Source organism: Isoptericola sp. Y581 (genome assembly GCF_059445475.1).
The window spans coordinates 402345-418929 of record NZ_JCAIUK010000003.1 but is presented as its reverse complement, the minus strand read 5'-3'; the positions used below and the strand labels follow the sequence as shown (position 1 = coordinate 418929).

The 16585-nt window shown below is 73.5% G+C and carries 15 protein-coding genes, 1 tRNA gene and 1 riboswitch; of the genes, 15 read left to right on the top strand and 1 reads right to left on the bottom strand.

Going from position 1 to position 16585, the window contains the following annotated elements; translation table 11 throughout:
• Positions 1-13: 13 nt before the first annotated feature.
• Genes AC1C2W_RS08145 through scpB form a run of 3 tightly spaced genes read left to right on the top strand, consistent with a single transcriptional unit; the run spans position 14 to position 2437 of the window.
• Positions 14-829: a ParA family protein gene (locus AC1C2W_RS08145; protein ID WP_495389498.1), complete on the top strand. Its 816-nt coding sequence runs from the start codon at positions 14-16 to the stop codon at positions 827-829.
• Positions 822-1724 (top strand): segregation and condensation protein A, encoded by a 903-nt coding sequence (locus tag AC1C2W_RS08140; RefSeq protein ID WP_495389499.1) that lies wholly within the window; start codon positions 822-824, stop codon positions 1722-1724. Before AC1C2W_RS08145 ends, AC1C2W_RS08140 begins: the two co-directional genes overlap by 8 nt.
• Positions 1721-2437, top strand: a complete 717-nt coding sequence (gene scpB / locus AC1C2W_RS08135) for an SMC-Scp complex subunit ScpB (RefSeq protein WP_495389231.1) — start codon at positions 1721-1723, stop codon at positions 2435-2437. The genes AC1C2W_RS08140 and scpB overlap by 4 nt, the downstream gene beginning before the upstream one ends.
• Before the next feature lie 47 nt (positions 2438-2484).
• Here the strand turns inward: scpB and AC1C2W_RS08130 are convergent, their stop codons facing one another.
• Positions 2485-2907, bottom strand: a complete 423-nt coding sequence (locus tag AC1C2W_RS08130; protein WP_495389232.1) for an organic hydroperoxide resistance protein — start codon at positions 2905-2907, stop codon at positions 2485-2487.
• Between the two features lie 236 nt (positions 2908-3143).
• On the opposite strand from AC1C2W_RS08130, the gene AC1C2W_RS08125 reads away from it, so the two are divergent.
• From AC1C2W_RS08125 to AC1C2W_RS08070, 12 genes are all read left to right on the top strand, one after another.
• Positions 3144-3710, top strand: coding sequence for a TetR/AcrR family transcriptional regulator (locus AC1C2W_RS08125; protein WP_495412840.1), 567 nt, complete (start codon positions 3144-3146; stop codon positions 3708-3710).
• A gap of 84 nt (positions 3711-3794) precedes the next feature.
• A complete protein-coding gene (locus tag AC1C2W_RS08120) occupies positions 3795-4685 on the top strand; it encodes a pseudouridine synthase (RefSeq protein WP_495389234.1) in 891 nt (296 codons plus the stop codon).
• A gap of 81 nt (positions 4686-4766) precedes the next feature.
• On the top strand, positions 4767-5471 hold the full coding sequence (gene cmk, locus AC1C2W_RS08115) for a (d)CMP kinase (RefSeq protein WP_495389235.1): 705 nt from the start codon (positions 4767-4769) through the stop codon (positions 5469-5471).
• Between the two features lie 94 nt (positions 5472-5565).
• Entirely contained in the window at positions 5566-7140 is a 1575-nt protein-coding gene (gene der, locus AC1C2W_RS08110; RefSeq protein ID WP_495389236.1) for a ribosome biogenesis GTPase Der, read from the top strand.
• A gap of 30 nt (positions 7141-7170) precedes the next feature.
• Positions 7171-8217 carry a hypothetical protein gene (locus tag AC1C2W_RS08105; protein ID WP_495389237.1) on the top strand — a complete coding sequence of 349 codons (1047 nt, stop codon included), beginning with the start codon at positions 7171-7173 and terminating at the stop codon, positions 8215-8217.
• A 68-nt stretch (positions 8218-8285) separates the two neighbouring features.
• Positions 8286-8415, top strand: a riboswitch (FMN riboswitch).
• A 142-nt stretch (positions 8416-8557) separates the two neighbouring features.
• A complete protein-coding gene (gene ribD, locus AC1C2W_RS08100) occupies positions 8558-9676 on the top strand; it encodes a bifunctional diaminohydroxyphosphoribosylaminopyrimidine deaminase/5-amino-6-(5-phosphoribosylamino)uracil reductase RibD (protein ID WP_495412839.1) in 1119 nt (372 codons plus the stop codon).
• A gap of 3 nt (positions 9677-9679) precedes the next feature.
• Positions 9680-10315, top strand: coding sequence for a riboflavin synthase (locus AC1C2W_RS08095; protein WP_495412838.1), 636 nt, complete (start codon positions 9680-9682; stop codon positions 10313-10315).
• On the top strand, positions 10312-11685 hold the full coding sequence (locus AC1C2W_RS08090; RefSeq protein ID WP_495412837.1) for a bifunctional 3,4-dihydroxy-2-butanone-4-phosphate synthase/GTP cyclohydrolase II: 1374 nt from the start codon (positions 10312-10314) through the stop codon (positions 11683-11685). Before AC1C2W_RS08095 ends, AC1C2W_RS08090 begins: the two co-directional genes overlap by 4 nt.
• Positions 11682-12209: a 6,7-dimethyl-8-ribityllumazine synthase gene (gene ribH, locus AC1C2W_RS08085; RefSeq protein ID WP_495389241.1), complete on the top strand. Its 528-nt coding sequence runs from the start codon at positions 11682-11684 to the stop codon at positions 12207-12209. Before AC1C2W_RS08090 ends, ribH begins: the two co-directional genes overlap by 4 nt.
• Positions 12210-12266: 57 nt before the next feature.
• Positions 12267-12340, top strand: a tRNA-Pro gene (locus AC1C2W_RS08080).
• Positions 12341-12797: 457 nt separating this feature from the next.
• Complete coding sequence (locus tag AC1C2W_RS08075; protein ID WP_495412836.1) at positions 12798-14735, top strand: hypothetical protein; 1938 nt, start codon at positions 12798-12800, stop codon at positions 14733-14735.
• Between the two features lie 27 nt (positions 14736-14762).
• On the top strand, positions 14763-16571 hold the full coding sequence (locus AC1C2W_RS08070; RefSeq protein WP_495412835.1) for a hypothetical protein: 1809 nt from the start codon (positions 14763-14765) through the stop codon (positions 16569-16571).
• Positions 16572-16585: the final 14 nt, after the last annotated feature.

Genomic DNA, 16585 nt, shown 5'->3' with positions numbered 1-16585 from the left:
CGTCGGGCGACCGATGCCCGATTTCCGCGACCCCGTGCCGCTGGCGTCCCACGGACCGGCGCGCATCGTCGCGATGTGTAACCAGAAGGGCGGCGTCGGCAAGACCACCACGACGATCAACCTCGGCGCCGCGCTCGCCGAGTACGGCCGCCGGGTGCTCCTCGTCGACTTCGACCCGCAGGGCGCGGCCTCCGTCGGCGTGGGTGTCAGCCCGCACGACCTCGACCTCAGCGTCTACAACCTGCTCATGGAGCGGGACGTGAGCTTCCAGGACGTGCTCCAGCCCACCAGGATCGAGGGCATGGACGTGCTGCCCGCAAACATCGACCTGTCGGCGGCGGAGGTGCAGCTCGTCGGAGAGGTCGCCCGCGAGTCGGTCCTCGCGCGGGCGTTGCGCCCGGCCCTGGACGACTACGACGTCATCCTCGTGGACTGCCAGCCGTCCCTGGGCCTGCTGACCGTCAACGCGCTCACCGCCGCGCACGGCGTGCTCATCCCGCTGGAGTGCGAGTTCTTCGCGCTGCGCGGCGTCGCCCTCCTCGTGGAGACGATCGAGAAGGTGCGCGACCGGCTCAACCCGGCGCTCGAGGTCGACGGCATCCTGCCCACGATGTACGACTCCCGCACGCTGCACTCGCGCGAGGTGGTCGCCCGCGTGCACGAGGCGTTCGGCGACACCCTGCTGCACACCACCATCGGTCGCACCGTGAAGTTCCCGGACGCGTCCGTGGCCGCGGAGCCCATCACCAACTACGCCCCGGCGCACGCCGGCGCCGCCGCGTACCGGCAGCTCGCGCGCGAGCTCGTCGCCCGTGGTGACGCTGCCTGAGGCCGACGACGTCGCGTCGGAGCCTGACGCCGCGACGTCGGGTGGCCGGCCCGGGTTCGAGGTGCACCTCGACAACTTCACGGGTCCGTTCGACCTGCTCCTGTCGCTGATCGCCAAGCACGAGCTGGACGTCACGGAGGTGGCGCTCGCGGCGGTGACCGACGAGTTCATCGCGCACATCCGCGCGGCGGACGAGGAGGCGCGTGCCGCGACGGCGCGCGGCGAGGAACACCCGTCCTGGGACCTCGGGACGGCGAGCGAGTTCCTCGTCGTGGCGGCCACGCTGCTGGATCTCAAGGCCGCGCGCCTGCTGCCCGGCGTCGTGGAGGACGACGCCGACGACCTGGAGCTGCTCGAGGCCCGCGACCTGCTCTTCGCGCGGCTGCTGCAGTACCGCGCGTACAAGGAGATCTCCGGCGTCCTCGCGGAGCGATTCGAGACCGAGGGCCGCCGGGTGCCGCGGGCGGTGACGCTCGAGCCGGGTCTCGCGGCGCTCCTGCCGGAGCTCGTCTGGACGCTCGACGGCGCACGGCTCGCCACGCTCGCGGCCAAGGCGCTGGAGCCGAAGGCTCCGCCGGTCGTGGGGCTCGACCACCTGCACGCCTCCACGGTGAGCGTGCGGGAGCAGGCCGGCATCCTGGCGCGCCGGCTGCGGCGGGACCACGCGGCGACGTTCCGCGCCCTCGTCGCCGGGGAGGAGCGGCTGGTGGCCGTGGCCCGGTTTCTCGCCCTGCTGGAGCTGTTCCGGTCCGGGCAGGTGGCGTTCGAGCAGGTGACGGCGCTGGGCGAGCTGACGGTGCGGTGGACGGCGGAGGACGGTGGGGACCCCGACGAGGATCCCGCCTTCGCGGCCGGTTTCGAGGAGTTCGACGGCGCGACGGAGGTCGTGGCATGACGGAGGAGGCGGGCGTGCCGGCGGACACGGCGGCGGACACGGCGGCGGACACAGGGACGGACGCGGCCGACGCGGAGGGGGCGCCGCCCCCGGCCGTGGTCGACGTCGACGACCTGCCCGGGGGCCTTTCGGCGGCGCTGGAGGCCGTGCTGATGGTGACCGACTCGCCGGTGACCGTGGAGCGCCTGGCGGCCGGGGTCGCGCGGACGGTGCGGGAGGTTGCCGGCACGCTGCAGGAGCTGGCGGCGGAGTATCGCGGCGAGCTCGGGGGCCGGCCCCGGGGGTTCGAGCTGCGCGAGGGTGCCGACGGCTGGCGCGTCTACTCGGCGCGGGCGCAGGCCGACGTGGTGGGCGCGTTCGTCCTGGAGGGGCAGTCGTCGCGGCTGAGCCAGGCCGCGCTGGAGACGCTCGCCGTGGTCGCCTACCGGCAGCCGGTGACGCGTGGTCAGGTGTCGGCCGTGCGCGGCGTCAACGTGGACGGCGTCGTGCGTACCCTGCTGGCGCGCGGGCTGATCGCGGAGACCGGCCAGGACCCGATGACCGGCGCGGTGCTGTTCGGCACCACGAGCGAGTTCCTGGACCGGATGGGCTGGTCGTCCCTCGACGCGCTGCCGCCGCTCGCTCCCCACCTGCCGGGCGTCGAGGAGGCGGTCGGTCTCGACCCCTCCTCGACGCGGCTCACGCTCGGCGCAGTGGACGAGCCTGGCGACTAGACCGGTGACCGGACCGGCAAGCAGACCGGTGGCACCGGAAGGCGGCGTCAGGCGATGGTGGCGTCGACCGTGACGTCGACGTTGCCGCGCGTGGCGTTCGAGTACGGGCACACCTGGTGCGCGGCCTGGACCAGGGCGTCGGCGGTGGCCTGGTCGACGCCGGTCATCTCGGCGTGCAGCGCGACGGCGAGCCGGAAGCCGCCCTCGTCGGTGGGCAGCACCGAGACCTCCGCCACGACCGCGGAGTCGGCGACGGCCGCCTTCTGCCGCCGTGCGACGAGCTTGAGCGCGGAGTGGAAGCAGGCCGCGTACCCGGCGGCGAACAGCTGCTCGGGGTTCGTGGCGCCACCCGCGCCGCCCATCTCCTTGGGGACGGCGAGGTCGACGTCCAGGATCCCGTCGTCGGTGGTGCTGCGGCCGTCGCGCCCCTCGCCGGTGGCGGTGGCGACGGCGGTGTAGATCGCGCTCATGGGTGCTCCTCAGGTAGAGTTACTAGTTCGTCTACTAAATCATGTCGTGACGGCTGCCGCAAGCAGCCGGTACTCCGGCCGACGATGCGGCCGATGATGCGGCCGATGATGCGGCCGATGATGCGGCCAGCGACGTGGCCGATGACCGTGAGCGATGGCCGTGAGAGGTTGGACCGATGGGAACCAGGGCAGCAACACCGGCCACACCCGTGCCTGCGCCCGCGCCACGCGGGGACGTGCGCGGTCGGATCCTCGACGCGGGGGGCGCGCTCTTCTACACCGACGGGATCCGCGCGGTGAGCGGGGACAAGGTGATCGCCGCGGCGGGCGTGTCCAAGGTCACGTTCTATCGCCACTTCCCGACCAAGGACGACCTGGTCGTGGCCTACCTGGACGCGAGTGCCGCCCAGGAGCAGGACCAGCTCGAGCGGCTCCGGCAGGAGCACGCCGGCGACCCGGACGGCACGCTCGCGGCGCTCGCCGAGACCCTCGGTGGCGTGGCGCGGAGCGACCGGTTCCGCGGCTGCGCGTTCGTCAACGCCGGGGCGGAGTTCGCCGACCCGGACCACCCCGTGCGCAGGGCGGTCGCGCGCCATCGCGCCTGGTACGAGGGCTTCTTCGCCGACGTCGCGCGCGCCGCGGGGGCGCGCGACCCGCAGGCCGCGGCCGCCGAGCTGATGATGCTGCGCGACGGGGCGATGGTGTGCGGGGACGTCGGCGACGCGGCCGCGGTGGGCCCGCGCCTCGCGTCGGCCTTCGCCGCCGTCCTGGCCGCCCACCGGGCGCCCGCCGCCCGCCGCTGACCGCGCGGAATGGCCCGGGTGGAGTGGCCCGTGCGTCGCGGCCCGGTGCGGCGAGACCGGCCCGACCTGAGAGAATCGGGCACCATGAGCACCGAACGCCGCGGCGGGAGCCGCCGCACCAACCGCCCGCAGGGCCCCACCACCCGCCGCCCGACGCAGTCGCGCGGCAACCAGACGGGCAACCGGTCCGGCCGGACACGCCCCGCCGCCGCACGTCCCGCGGAGCCCGTCCGCGACGTGCACGTGGCCGACGGCGTGCGGCTGCAGAAGGTGCTCGCGCAGGCCGGGCTCGGGTCGCGCCGCAAGTGCGAGGAGCTCATCGCCGAGGGCCACGTCGAGGTGGACGGGGTGCTGGTGACGGAGCTCGGCGTGCGCGTCGACCCGGCCAAGGCCGTCGTGCACGTCGACGGGCTGCGCATCCAGCTCGACACCACGAAGGTGACGCTCGCGCTCAACAAGCCGCTCGGCGTCGTGTCGACGATGAGCGACCCCGAGGGTCGCGCCACGCTGGCGGACCTGGTCAAGGACCGGCCCGAGCGCCTGTTCCACGTGGGCCGCCTCGACGCCGACAGCGAGGGCCTGCTGCTCCTCACCAACGACGGGGAGCTCGCCAACCGCCTCGCGCACCCGAGCCACGAGATCCGCAAGACGTACCTGGTGACGGTCGAGGGCGGCGAGTTCTACCCCCGCCACGCGAAGCAGCTGCTCGACGGCGTGGAGCTCGAGGACGGGCTCGCCCGCGTGGACAAGGTGCGCGTGGTCGACTCGGTGCCCGGCTCCACGATGCTCGAGGTGGTGCTGCACGAGGGCCGCAACCGCATCGTGCGCCGCATGTTCGACGCCGTCGGCTTCCCCGTCGCGCGCCTGGTGCGCACCCGCATCGGGCCGATCGCCCTGGGCGACCTGCGGGTCGGGCGCACGCGGGTGCTCGGCCGTATCGAGCTCGGCACGCTCATGCGGGCCGTCGACATGTGATCCGACGGCGGGCCTTGCCGTCCGCCGTCCCGCCCCCGTCCTCCGCAAGCGCTGCGCGGCCCGGCCGTGCGACAACAGAAGGTGAGCTCTCACGTGGTCGTCATCGCCGTCGACGGTCCCTCCGGGTCCGGCAAGTCCAGCGTCTCGAAGGCGGTGGCCGCCCGGCTCGGGCTCGCCTACCTCGACACGGGCGCGATGTACCGGGCGGCGACGCTGTGGTGCGTCGAGGGGGGCACGGACCTCGCGGACCAGGCCGCCGTCGCCGACGCCGTGCGCGCGATGCCGCTCGAGATGGGCGTGGACCCGGGCGAGCCCACGGTGCGCCTGGACGGCCGCGACGTGGCTGAGGCCATCCGCACCACCGAGGTGTCGACGGCGGTCTCGCAGATCGCGACCAACCTGGACGTGCGCGCGGAGCTGCGCCGCCGCCAGCGCCATATCATCGAGGTGGAGAACGTCCCGGGCGGCTTCTCGGGCGGCCACGGCATCGTGGCCGAGGGCCGCGACATCACCACCGTGGTCGCGCCCGACGCCGACGCCCGCGTGCTGCTCACCGCGAGCGAGGAGGCGCGCCTGCGCCGCCGTTCGCTCGAGGTGCACGGCGCGGCGGACGACTCCGCGGTCGAGGCGACCCGCGACCAGGTGCTGCGCCGCGACCGCGACGACTCCACCGTGAGCGAGTTCCGGGTGGCCGCCGACGGCGTCGCCACCGTGGACTCGTCCGACCTCGATTTCGACCAGACGGTCGACGCCGTGCTCGCGGTCGTCGCCCAGGTCACGGCCTGACGAGACCCCGCGCCGGACGGCGGGACCCCCGCCGCGCACCGCGTGACGGGGGTCTCGTTCGTGACACCTGCCCAGGCCTGGGAGAATGGACTCCATGACCCCTCCCGCCGACGGCTCCGTGCCCGCTGCCGAGCCCACCGACGACCCCATCGCAGGCGCCGGCCCCGAGCTCGATGACGCGCCCACCGACGAGCCGACCCGCGACGCCGTGGCCGAGGTCCTCGAGGACGACGGCGACGACGAGGCGCGCGAGCGCGCCCTGCGCGTCGGCCTGGAGGAGTTCGAGCTCGACGAGGCCGACCGTGCGCTCCTCGACGCGGACTGGGACTCCGACGGCTTCGGGCCGGGCGAGATTCCGCTGCCCGTGCTGGCCGTCGTCGGCCGCCCTAACGTCGGCAAGTCGACCCTGGTCAACCGCATCCTCGGGCGCCGCGCGGCCGTCGTCGAGGACACCCCGGGTGTCACCCGCGACCGCGTCAGCTACCCCGGTGAGTGGGCTGGGCGGGAGTTCACCCTCGTGGACACCGGCGGCTGGGAAGTCGACGTCGCCGGGATCGAGTCCAAGGTCGCGGAGCAGGCCGAGGTGGCCGTCGAGCTGGCCGACGCCGTGCTCTTCGTCGTCGACGCGACAGTGGGCGCCACCTCGACCGACGAGCGCGTGGTCGAGCTGCTGCGCCGCTCGGGCAAGCCCGTGATCCTGTGCGCCAACAAGGTGGACGGCCCGTCGGGCGAGGCCGACGCCGCCTACCTCTGGGCCCTGGGCCTGGGGGAGCCGCACCCGGTCTCCGCGCTGCACGGGCGCGGCACGGGCGACCTGCTCGACGCCGCCATGAAGCTGCTGCCCGAGGTCTCCGAGCACGGCGAGCTGCGCCCGGCCGGCCCGCGCCGCGTCGCGCTCGTCGGGCGCCCGAACGTCGGCAAGTCGTCGCTGCTGAACAAGATCGCCGGCTCCGAACGCGTCGTCGTCGACGAGGTGGCGGGTACCACGCGCGACCCGGTCGACGAGCTCGTCGAGATCAAGGGCGTGCCCTACTGGTTCGTCGACACGGCAGGCATCCGCCGACGCGTGCACCAGACCCGCGGCGCTGACTTCTATGCCTCCCTGCGCACGCAGGCGGCGATCCAGAAGGCCGAGGTGGCCGTGGTGCTGGTCGACGCCTCGCAGCCGATGACGGAGCAGGACACGCGCGTCATCTCGCAGGCCGTCGACGCCGGGCGCGCGCTCGTCATCGCCTACAACAAGTGGGACCTCATGGACGACGACCGTCGTCCGTACCTCGAGCGCGAGATCGAGAAGGACCTGGTGCAGGTGCAGTGGGCGCCGCGGGTCAACGTCTCGGCGCGCACGGGGTGGCACACCGACAAGCTGGAGCGGGCCCTCGAGGCGTCGCTCGCATCATGGGACACCCGCATCCCGACCGGACGGCTCAACGCGTTCCTCGGCGAGCTCGTGGCCGCGCACCCGCACCCGCTGCGGGGCGGGAAGCAGCCACGCATCCTGTTCGGCACCCAGGCGGCCACGCGGCCGCCGCGGTTCGTCATCTTCGCCACCGGCTTCCTCGAGGCCGGGTACCGCCGGTTCATCGAGCGCCGCCTGCGCGAGACCTTCGGCTTCGAGGGCACGCCCATCGAGATCAGCGTGCGCGTGCGCGAGAAGCGGCGGCGGTGATCGGGCGGTGCGCACCTCGGTGAGCCGTCGATGAAGCCAGAGCCGCTCGTCAGGAGGGGGCGCCTGCTGCGCCTGGGCGCGGCGCGCGACACCTCGGCCGTGCGGCACCTGGTGACCTTCCTCGTGCTCACCGTGGCGACCGTGCTGGTCACCCGGTTCCTGCTCGCCGCCTCCGGCTACCCGCAGGTGGGCGGCGGGGGGCTGCACGTGGCGCACGTGCTGTGGGGCGGGCTCGGCATGGCGCTCGCGGTCGTGGTCCTGCTGTCGTGGGTGGGCCCGGCGCTGCGCTCGCTGGGCGCGGTGCTCGGCGGGATCGGCTTCGGCCTGTTCGTCGACGAGATCGGCAAGTTCGTCACGTCGGACAACGACTACTTCTACGAGCCGACGGCCGCCCTGATCTACGCCGTGGTGGTCGTGCTCGTGCTGCTCGTGGAGGCGCTGCACGGGCGTCGGGAGCGCCACCCCGCCGAGTACCTGGCCGTCGCCACCGACCGCGCCGTGGCGGGGGTGGCCGGCGGCTTCACGGGCGCAGAGCGCGCGGAGGCCCGCGCCCTCGTGGAGCGCGGGCGCGACGAGCCGTTGGCGGCGGAGGTCTCGGCCCTCGTCGAGGCCGTGCCGCGGGACGACGTCGCGGTGCCTGACCCGGTGCGCGCCCTCGTGCGCAGGGGGTCGGCGTGGTTCGCCGACGCGATGGAGCACCGGTGGGCGGCCACCGTCGTGGCGGTTGTGGTGCTCGGCACGGCCGCGGGGTCGCTGGTGGTGGGGCTGCGGGCGGCGACCGGCGCCCTCGACGTGCCCGGCTGGGTGGGCGTCGGGATCCTCTCCGCGGCGGCCTGCACGGTGGCCTGCGTGGTCACGGGGATCTTCGTCGGGCGCGGCGACCACCGCTCGGGCGCGGTATGGGTGCGGCGCGGGGTCCTCGTCAGCCTGCTCGTCACGCAGCTGCTCGCGTTCCGCGCCGTGCAGTGGGTGGCCGTGTCCGGGCTGGCCGTGGACCTGCTGGTGCTCGCCGCCCTCGAGGTGGCCCTCGGTCGCGACGACGAACGACGGGTCGCCCGCCGTCGTGCCGCTGCGTGAGACGTCTGTCACTCGGGCTTGCAGTGCCGTGGGCTCCGTGGCACGGTCAGCGATGACGAGCGAGAAGCTCGCGTGCTCTGGGGTCGGTGAAAATCCGAGCCGGCGGTGAAAGTCCGCGACCCGGTCACATCCTGTGACCGGTTGACCAGGTGGAACTCCTGGACCGACGGTCAAAGTCCGGATGGGAAGCGCACGCGGCGGGCTCCCCGTCCGGTCCGTTCCCGGTCCCTTGTGGGCCGGCGCCCCCTCGTGGTGGCGTTCGCGGCCCGGCCGGTCGTGAGCACGTCCGACCCAGCCTTCCTGTCTCCGGGGTCCGCGACCGGACGACGGAGGCAGGGAAATGACACAGCCGGCCGGCACCACGGGTGCCCTGGCGGGGGCGAGCGCGGCGGAGGACGCCGCGATGCGGCGGGCGCTGGAGCTCGCGAGGCAGGGCCCCGCCCGCGGGCCGAATCCGCGGGTCGGGTGCGTGCTGCTGAGCCCCGACGGCCGCGTGCTCGCCGAGGGATATCACCGTGGCGCGGGCACCGCGCACGCCGAGGTCGATGCGCTGCTGCGGGCGCGCGAGGCCCACGGTCCGGATGCCGCCAGCGGGACGACCGCCGTCGTCACCCTCGAACCCTGCGCCCACCGCGGCCGTACCGGCCCGTGCGCCGACGCGCTGCGCGAGGCCGGGGTGGCGCGCGTCGTGCACGCCCAGCGCGACCCCAACCCCGCCGCCTCCGGCGGCGGAGCCCGGCTGCGCGCCGCGGGCGTCGACGTCGCGAGCGGGCTGCTCGCCGACGAGGCGCGCGCCCTCAACGAGACCTGGACGCGGGCGCTCGAGCTCGGCCGCCCGGTCGTCACCTGGAAGCTCGCCAGCACCCTCGACGGGCGCGCGTCCGCCGCCGACGGCACGTCGCGTTGGATCACCGGCCGGGCGGCGCGCCGCGACGTGCACAGGCTGCGCGCCGGCGTCGATGCTGTGCTGGTCGGGACGGGCACCGCCCTGGCGGACGACCCCGACGTCACCGTGCGGCACGGGCACCTGCACGGGCCACAGCCCGACCGCGTCGTCGTCGGCCTGCGCGACCTGCCGTCGTCGTCCCGCCTTGCGCGCGCCGCCGCGGCGGGGGAGGCCGTGCACCACCTGCGCACCCACGACCCGCACGCGGTGCTCGACGCGCTCTGGCACCGCGAGCACCGGCACGTGCTGCTGGAGGGCGGCCCCGCGCTCGCCGCCGCCTTCTGGCGCGCCGGGCTCGTCGACCAGGTGGTCGCCTACGTGGCACCCGTGCTGCTCGGCCTCGGAGCCCCCGCCGTCGCCGACCTGGGCATCGGCACCATCGCGGACGCCGCTCGCCTCGACCTGATCGACGTCACCGTGCTGCCCGCCGAGGCCCCCACGGCCGGCGACGCAGCGGACCCCACCGACACCACCACCGTGCGGCTCACCCTGCGGCCGCGGAAGGAGCGCTGAGCCATGTTCACCGGGATCGTGGAGGAGCTGGGCACCGTCATCGCAGTGCGCGAGGACGCCGACGGCGCGCGGCTGACCGTCGCCGCCGAGACCGTGCTGGGGGGCACCCGGCTCGGCGACTCCATCGCCGTCGACGGCTGCTGCCTGACCGTGACCTCCGTCGAGGGCGGGGAATGGACCGCCGACCTCATGGCCGAGACGCTCAAGCGCACCAGCCTGGGCACCCGCGAGCCCGGCGACCGCGTGAACCTGGAGCGGGCGCTCGCGGCCGACGGGCGGCTCGGCGGGCACGTGGTGCAGGGGCACGTCGACGGCGTCGGCACCGTGCTGTCGCGGACGCCCGGCGAGCGGTGGGAGGTGGTGGAGATCGCGCTGCCGGTGGACCTCGCGCGGTACGTCGTGGCGCAGGGGTCGATCGCCGTCGACGGCGTGAGCCTCACCGTGGTGCACGCGGGCGACGAGTCGTTCACGGTGAGCCTCATCCCCGAGACGCTGGCCCGCACGACCCTCGGGCGCCGCGGCGCGGGCGAGGCCGTGAACCTCGAGGTGGACGTACTGAGCAAGTACGTGGAGCGGCACCTGTCGTACGGCGCTGCGCAGGGCCTGCGCGCCCCCGCCGGGAGCGGGGCGGACCGATGAGCGCGGGGACGGCTCGGGAGGCGACGGCGGCATGGGAGCGTGTCGCGCGGGCGATCGCGGACGTCGCCGCCGGGAGGGCCGTCGTCGTCGCGGACGACGCGGACCGGGAGAACGAGGGCGACCTCATCTTCGCTGCCGACGCCGCGACGCCGGAGCTCATGGGCTTCCTCGTGCGGCACTCGAGCGGGCTGGTGTGCGTCGGGACGTCCGGCCGGACGCTCGACCGGCTGTGGCTGCCGCTGATGGTCGGTGAGAACCAGGACGCCTATCGCACGGCCTATACGGTGACCGTGGACGCCGCCGCGGGCGTGACGACGGGCATCTCGGCGGCCGACCGGGCGCTGACCGCCCGGGTGCTCGCGGACCCCTCGTCCGCGGCCGGTGACCTCACCCGGCCGGGGCACGTGCTGCCGCTGCGGGCCCGGCCCGGCGGGGTGCTGGAGCGCCGCGGGCACACCGAGTCCGCCGTCGACCTGGCCCGCCTGGCCGGGCGCGGCGTTGCCGGGGTGCTTGCCGAGCTGGTGCACGACGACGGCACGATGATGCGGCTGCCCGCGCTGCGGGAGTTCGCCGCCGAGCACGGGCTGACGCTGATCAGCGTGGCCGACCTCGTCGCGTACCGGCGGGCCACCGAAATGCTCGTGGAGCGGGTCGCGGTCACGACCCTGCCGACGACCCACGGCGAGCTCACCGCCGTCGCCTACCGGGACACGCGGACCGGCGACGAGCACGTGGCGCTGGTCGCCGGTGAGCTCGACGCCCTGACGGACCCCTCCGCCGGTCCCGTGCTCACGCGCGTGCACTCCGAGTGCCTGACGGGCGACGCGTTCGGCAGCCTGCGCTGCGACTGCGGGCCGCAGCTCGACGAGTCGCTGCGCAGGATCGTTGCCGAGGGCCGTGGGGTCGTCGTCTACCTGCGGGGGCACGAGGGCCGGGGGATCGGCCTCGCGGCCAAGCTCGCCGCGTACGCCCTGCAGGACGCGGGCCTCGACACCGTGGACGCCAACCTCGAACAGGGCCTGCCCGCTGACGCCCGCGACTACACCGCCGCCGCGCACGGGCTGCGCGACCTCGGCGTCGGCGCCGTGCGTCTGCTCACCAACAACCCGGCCAAGCAGGCGGGGCTCGAGGACGGCGGAGTGGAGGTCGTCGAGCGGTTGCCGCTCGCCGTGCCCACCGACCCGCGCACGCTCGGCTACCTGCGCACCAAGCGCGACCGCATGGGTCACGACCTGCCGCACCTGGGCGGCGCCCCGCGCGACACCGAACTCGATACCGGACTCGATACCGGACTCGATACCGGACTCGACACCGCTGGAGGAACGATGACGCACCGCCCGCTGACCACCGCCGCAGGGACCGCCCGATGAGCGGCGCGGGGGCGCCGGCGACCGCGCCGGTCGACAGCTCGCACCTGCGCGTGGCCGTCGTCGCCGCGAGCTGGCACGAGACGGTCATGGACGGCCTGCTCGACGGCGCGCTGCGGGCGTGCGCGGACCACGGGGTCGTCGAGCCGCGCGTCGTGCGCGTGCCAGGCTCGTTCGAGCTGCCCGTCGCCACCCAGGCGCTCGCGGCCGCCGGGTACGACGCCGTCGTCGCGCTGGGCGTCGTCGTCCGGGGTGGCACGCCGCACTTCGACTACGTGTGCGCCGCCGCGACCGACGGTCTCAGCCGCGTGGCGCTCGACCACACCGTGCCCGTGGGCTTCGGGCTGCTGACGTGCGACGACGAGCAGCAGGCGCTCGACCGCGCCGGCCTCGAGGGCTCGCACGAGGACAAGGGCTACGAGGCCGCCGCCGCCGCGCTGGCCACCGCGCGCGTGCTCGGCGAGGTGCGCGGAGCACGCCCCGACGCGGCCCTGGTCGATGCAGAAGCAGCGTCCGACCTGGGGTAGTATTTCCGTCGGCCCTCCGGGTGACATCCTTGCTGGTGTCACGACTTTGAGGGCCGGCGGGCTGTGGCGCAGCTTGGTAGCGCACCTGACTGGGGGTCAGGGGGTCGCAGGTTCAAATCCTGTCAGCCCGACAGATGCGAGGCCCGGGATGAAGCCGATCCCGGGCCTTCGTCATGTCGCCGCCGATACCGAGGTGCACACCTCGCCCCTCAGTGCCTGTCGGTGAGGCGACTGAAGGCGCCACTGGCGCTCCCACGACTGGGCCCTCCGAAGAGGCCACCTCCGACAAAGGCACCTGGGGCACCTGGCGGCCTCGGCGAGACCAACACCGAGACCTCCATGGAGTCGACCGTCGGAGAGGTCCACATCGCCGCGTCGGCCGACCGGAAGGTCGCGGGCGGCGGAAGAGGAGTTGGCCCTGGACGGTACGCCCCCGGGCCGGATCGGCGAGGAGCCGGTTCGCCTGCGTTCGAGCCCGCCCGGCCTGTATCACTCGGAGAACCCAGCAACTCTCTTCTTTGTAGACGCGTCGGCCTAGCCGTCCCCGGCAAGCCGGCCGCATGACTCACGCTGGCGGAAGGCACGACGATGGCTGAGTTCTTCAAGGGTCGGTGGCGCGGAACGGTCACCGGCAGGACGGCTCTTTTCGGCCAGCGGGTGCTGGTCACCAGCGGTGGGAGCGGCAACGGCGCCTACAACGGCGTCGTCGGCAACAGTTTCGAGTTCTCGGACGCGCAGGTCGAGCTGCAGTGGAACGACGGCGAGGGTTCCGGCTGGCAGCCGAGCGGGGTCATCAGTGCGGTGGGCCAGACCAGTCCGCTGGTGATCGCACGCTTCCTCAGGGCGGACGACAACTTTCCCGACAAGCGCGACGGCGACTTCGACGACCTCACGGTGAGGTTCGAGTGCCTTGATGCGCCGTTCGCGGTGGACCAGCGGCCGTTCGCCGTCGAGCGCGGCAGCAAGGTGATGCTCCCCGACGGGGTCTTCGACACCTCCCAGGGCGTGCAGTACATGGGCGTGACCGTGCGCAACTCCTGGTTCTTCGACTGGCAGTCGACCTTCCCCGCGACGGGGATGAAGATCGGCATCTCGCCGCAGTCCCGTGCCTCGCTGGCCGCCCAAGGCATCGTGGTGCACGACGACTGGCAGCCCCGCGAGCAAGAGGCGTTCGGCCAGGTGGTGGACGGCGGCTACGTCCTGGTGCCGGATCTCGACGTCGGCGAGACGACAACGGTCTACTTCAAGCTCGACGTCGCGGCCGCGGGGCCGTCCAAACCCACCATCGGGTTCGTCGCCCAGCGGGCAGCCTTCGACCCGCGCTTCGACGAGCCCTCGCGCGTGGTGCGCAAGCAGATCTTCATCAGCCGCAGCTCGTTCGACCCGGTGACCAAGGAGCTCGTCTGCGACGTACCCGAGGGCCGCCTGCGGGCGCGGGTGACCTCCATGGTGGTCGACCTCAAGGCCGCCAATGACGCGGCAAAGGACCTCATCGCCTGCCTGAACCAGGTCGCGGCCGGGCGGCACGCCGCAACCCGGCCCGGCGGCGGAAGGCCCGGAACGTCCGGCCACGGCTCAGGCGAGGACGACGAACTTTCCCGCCTGCGCGACCTCGTGCTGGCATGCTGTGGAGCACCGTCGGACACGAAGTGCCGCGACTGCGGCGGGCAGGACCCCTGCCGAGGCCGCTGCGACCACCCCGGCGGCCCGTGCATCCCCTGCGACCACGGGGACGGCGGCCACGACGACGGCGGCTGGGGCGGGGGCAGCGGGAGCGACGGCTGGTGCCGGGTCAAGCCCGTCGGCTGGCTCCCGTTCGCCATCGAGTACTCGATCGAGCCCAACCCTGCTTACGCGGGGCAGCTCGGGCCGCTGGCGTTCGAGGACCCGTGGTGGAAGGTGGTGCTGATCATCGTCGCGGTGCTGCTGGCGATCGCTTCCCTGGTCTACGACTACGTCAGCGCCGGCCAGGACCCGCAGTACGTCATCGGCTCCGTCCTGCGCAACGGCGACGCCATGACCAACGGGGTCGACGCCGCGGTCAGCAGCCTCAACGGCTCGCGCGGCCTCGACCTCGGATCGCAGGACGCGCAGGGCGACGACGTCAACAACGGCCAGCCGATCGAGGCGCTCGGAGGCGTGATCTCTCTCGACCGCACCGACAACGGTGCCTTCGGAGTCGGACCGCCGACCGTGGGCAACGTCGTCTGGAAGTCCGGTGGCCGCAGCGGCACGACGCGCGGCGTCGTGACCAGCGTGACCTATGCGACCAACGTCCCCTACGACACCCACGACACCATCTCAGGCACGGTCAGCTTCACGAACCAGGTGCTCGTGGAGCAGATCGTAGGGATGGAACAGCCATTGTCCCAGGGCGGCGACTCCGGTTCCGCATGGGTCGATCTAGCGACGAAGCGCCCGGTCGCCCTGAACTTCGCCGGCGACACCGAGGACCTGGGCGTCTCCGCCGTCGGCAACCCCCTGACCGAGGTGGTCGACCGCCTCGGCATCCGGTTCAACACCTGACCCGCACCCACGTTCGGAGGACCCGCCATGAACACCTTCGACGACGCCGTAGCCGCCGCGATCGCCGCCGCCGAGGCGCACGAGACCGAGCTGCTCAGGATCCCGGGCGTGATCGCTGTCGGTGTCGGGCCGCGACGACGAGGCGGCGTCGTCACCGACGAGTTCGCCGTCGTCGTGACGGTCAGGACCAAGCGCAGCCCCGACGAGCTCGAGGCCGACGACGTGCCCGCGCTTCCCCACGAGCTCGGCGGCGTCCCGGTGGACGTCGTCGAGCAGGGAGCCCCGGCCGAGGCCCCCGAGATCGTCGCGTCCCAGACTGCCGCGGCTGCCGCCCTCGACCGGATCCGCGAGGCGTGGCTGGCCGAGCCGAACGTCACCGGGATCGGCGTGGCCTACAAGGTCACGGGCGGGACGACCGACTACCGGACCGTCGCCCTGACCTTCTTCGTGGCGCGCAAGCTCACGGGCGAGCAGCTCGAACGCCGTCAGCTTCGCGAGGTGCCGCGGGAGATCGACGGCGTTCTGACCGACGTCCGGGAACTGCCGCAGCTGCGCCCGACCGGCGCGTCGGGGTCGCGGGACGACCGCAAGGACCCACTTGTCGGTGGGATCACCGTCGGTGTCAACACGAAGCCGTTCTGGTACGGGACCCTGGGGTCGGTCGTCTTCGACCGAACCAGCGGCGACCCGCTCGTCCTGAGCAACCAACACGTGCTCGACGGCGCGCCCGGCACGCAGGTGGTGCAGCCGTCCCCCGTCGGGCTGGACGACTCGCTCGAGATCGGGTTCCAGCTCGACGTGTGCAACCCGCTGCACTTCTTCCGGCTGGACTCACCGAACACCACCGTCGGCACCGTGCTCGCGGGGGCAGCGGTCGCGGCCGTGGTCGCGGCGGCACTGAGCGACGAGATCGACCCGACCCGGCGCGGGCAAGAGGCGACGGTGCCACCCGCCGGAGCGCTGACGGTGCGCGAGTCGACATCGGTCGCGCTCAAGTACCCCACTCTGCCCGTTCCCGGTACGCATTTCGCCGTCGACACGGACTGGGAGTACACGCGGCACACGACGGCGGCGGACCTCACCCACGAGGTGAGCGAGTCGAAGGTCAACCCGCACGTCCTCACGGACAAGTTGCTGCTCACCGACCGGACGCACTACGCGCCCGGCGAGACCATCCGGCTCTATGCGCTCATCCTCCCCGAGCGCTGCGCACCCCGCGGCGACCGGCCCGACGAGCACGTGGAGCTCACCCCCGAGGAGATCGCCGCGTTCTCCCGGCGCACGGGCCCGGCGCCGGTGCGGCTCGGCCAGTTCGTGAGCGCACCGCCCGAGGTGACGAGCGAACAGCCCGGGCCGGCGTCGGAGGGGCGGGACACTGCCGGCAGCACGACGGCGTCGGCACGGGCGATCATCGTCAAGCGCTGCCGCTGCTCCAGCTTCCAGGTGACTGCCCTGCTGGCCCCCAGCGGGATCGACAGCACCTATCCCGTCGTGCTCCGCGAGCCCGTCCGGGCGCAGAAGGAGGAGGCGCTCACGGGACTCGTCGCGACCCTGCAGCGCATCGACGACCCGAAGCTCATCGAGCGCGCGGTGCGGATCCTGCGTCACGGCTGCCTGTACACCGGCGCGATGCAGGCGATCGACGTCCCGCTCGGCGAGTGGAAGCACTACCTCTACGTCCAGACGGTGAACACCGCGGGCGCGGGCTTGAAGCCGACCGAGGCGGCGCAGATCATCGGGGGCCTTCCCGTCAGCCAGAACACCGTGCCGCAGCTCGACGTCGCCTGCGGGCCGCTCGTCGTCGAGGACGGCCAGTTCGACATCGAGCTGATCTGACTGCAATCGGCGCC